This is a genomic window from Vibrio sp. S234-5, assembly GCF_000960595.1.
Lineage (GTDB): Bacteria > Pseudomonadota > Gammaproteobacteria > Enterobacterales > Vibrionaceae > Vibrio.
The window spans coordinates 1-2,231 of record NZ_JZAM01000269.1; the positions used below are offsets into that span (position 1 = coordinate 1).

General features: G+C 41.0%; 4 protein-coding genes. 1 reads left to right on the forward strand and 3 read right to left on the reverse strand.

All coding sequences use genetic code 11. The features are described from left to right. A partial coding sequence (locus UF06_RS27210) for a hypothetical protein (RefSeq protein WP_082069744.1) occupies positions 1-181 on the reverse strand: 181 nt, incomplete at its 3' end. A gap of 784 nt (positions 182-965) precedes the next feature. Further along, positions 966-1,256 (reverse strand): YkgJ family cysteine cluster protein, encoded by a 291-nt coding sequence (locus UF06_RS24800; protein ID WP_026028227.1) that lies wholly within the window; start codon positions 1,254-1,256, stop codon positions 966-968. Between the two features lie 291 nt (positions 1,257-1,547). Between UF06_RS24800 and UF06_RS16725 the strand changes: the two genes are divergently transcribed. After that, positions 1,548-1,778: a PAS factor family protein gene (locus UF06_RS16725; protein WP_013868597.1), complete on the forward strand. Its 231-nt coding sequence runs from the start codon at positions 1,548-1,550 to the stop codon at positions 1,776-1,778. 119 nt (positions 1,779-1,897) lie between these two features. Here the strand turns inward: UF06_RS16725 and UF06_RS24805 are convergent, their stop codons facing one another. Beyond that, positions 1,898-2,098, reverse strand: a complete 201-nt coding sequence (locus UF06_RS24805; RefSeq protein ID WP_082069745.1) for a DUF1289 domain-containing protein — start codon at positions 2,096-2,098, stop codon at positions 1,898-1,900. Between the last annotated feature and the right edge of the window lie 133 nt (positions 2,099-2,231).

Consider the following 2,231-nt stretch of genomic DNA (forward strand, 5'->3'; position numbering starts at 1 on the left):
ATTGGTTCAAATTTTGTGGCCTTTCATGCGATTTGAAAACCCGAAAATTTTGATAAATCACTTTCGGGAAACCCAAAGCGAAAGCAAAACTTCCAAAGCGACTTTGCGCCAAGCTTGCTAACCTCGCAGCAATCCCAAAATTCAATTGAGGCAACTGCTCAAAACTTGCGTTGGCAAACAATGCTGATTTGCCGAGAAACCAGAACGAATGGCCAAAGGAAGAAAGAACAGACCACAACCAATTTAATTTACTTGTTTTAAGCTAACGCCCAATTAAGTGGTGAACAACGCACTGGCCAAGCCACTGCATTGCACCGTAAACACTTTACCTGACGCATAGTAAAACTGCCACGCGTTGAGAATCCACTTAAATTGTTTGTTATGTGAATTTTACCGTGAATTCAAAGTAAACCACCGTAGAAACGAAGGAATTTTAATAAGTTACGTGAAAAACCAATGCTTACCAAAACCTAAATTTCACAGCGATCTTAGCCAAAGAGAGCCACTTGCAGAATCAACAACAAAGAAAGCGCCCTTTCAGCTACAACAAAACCTTTTGCTTCACCAGATTTTCAGAGTTGAATATCAGCAAGCAAATCAGTCAAAAAGACATTTCAATTAAAGCGATTTGAAACTGACGAAATTCAACACAAACCAGATCCAAAACTCAATTGAGGCAGCCCAAGAACCTTAAAAACGATCAATCTCAGGTTGTTCAAGAATCCATTTCGACCAAGCCAACTTGCCGAAAATACGGAACGAATTCTCAATGAAATCGTAGCTTTGACCTTAAAAACTCATCCAACACATAACGCCCGGTTAAGGGGCTGACAACGCAAACCACTGAACTCCAAATAACCACCGTAATCACAAAGGCCGATTTGAACACAAACCGCCACGCGTTGGCAGTCCCTCTTTAACCGTTTGTTATGGCTAACAACTCTCTGATTTATCGAACAAAACTTTCAAGGTAAATCTGACCTTTCATCTCGACATTCATAAGAGCCCATTTCAAACTCTCGACAAATCCAAGGTCGATTCTCATAAATCGTGCACATGAATGTTTCTCGGTCTAAAGCTGAGCACCAACCATCCGCCAAACGTAGCATGGTTTCCCCACCCCATTGGTCGAAAGCAATGTGTTGCTCTGGCACACCGGTATCTGTAATGATCATGACCTCTAAACGACAGCAACAAGCCTGACAGTTTGAGCAAGAAATTTCCGTACTAGATACATTTTTAATTGGAATTGTCATCGTGTTCTTCAAATCAGTGTAATCACAGAATGGTACTCCAATTTGAACCAATTTATCGACATTCGTGACCAACTCAATTTGGGAGCCATAACGCCCGGCTAAGGGGTTGACAACGCATTGCCGAACTCAAAAAACACACTGTAAACACTGAACTTCAATTTTGCACTAAAATCGCCAAGCGTTGGCAATCCCTCTTGAGCCGTTTGTTATGTGATTGTTGCACAAGATTTACATTAAGGGCTCAGCTATAATCCATACGCACCAAGTTAACTATAATAAAATGGACATGATATGAAAGCTCTTATTTATGAAACACTTATTAGCCTTGCAAACCAAGACCCTGAACAACATGCAAAAATTCGCGAAAATCTGTATGAACAGTTGGGCTTGCCTTTGGACAAACAATTAGCTCTATACTCTAGAGCTCTTGGGCCAGCAAGTTCAGGAAAACTTGAAAATGACCAAGCGATCAATAATGCAGTTGAAAGTGCAATTAAGCTGCTAGAAACACCTGAGCACTAGCCTTGCATTACTAAATATCAGCGGCCCACGACGTCAAGGGCCGTTTTTATATGCTCATTTTCTAACAAATTCTCAGCCAACTTAGACAAAATTATCACCAGTAATACTTTTAGAGAAAGCTAAAACCTCGATTTTTGAGCCAATTCCCTTCTTTGACGGCATGCGATAAGAATCTTGTTCTTTTCAATTATCGTTGAAGAATGCCAGTCAATAATTTCATTCAACGATCTGAAACATCCCAAACAAATATCCATTTCATCTAAACAGCACTGTCTAATGCACGGTGACTTGGGGACCTCACTCATTTTCCTATCCTCCATAACAAAGTATCCGCCCCATGAACCCACGGGGCGATATTGTTAGTGTTTGAAGTTCCAAGGCAGGAGTGCATCGATATCAGGTTCCGCTTTCGCTAACTCCTGCATGCACTTGACCATGTAGTCGTAAAGGATA

Excerpts from the sequence above, each read along its gene's own strand:
- UF06_RS24805 (WP_082069745.1), bottom strand. The coding sequence starts at position 2,098 with ATGGAGGATAGGAAAATGAGTGAGGTCCCCAAGTCACCGTGCATTAGA.
- UF06_RS24800 (WP_026028227.1), bottom strand. The coding sequence starts at position 1,256 with ATGACAATTCCAATTAAAAATGTATCTAGTACGGAAATTTCTTGCTCA.
- UF06_RS16725 (WP_013868597.1), top strand. The coding sequence starts at position 1,548 with ATGAAAGCTCTTATTTATGAAACACTTATTAGCCTTGCAAACCAAGAC.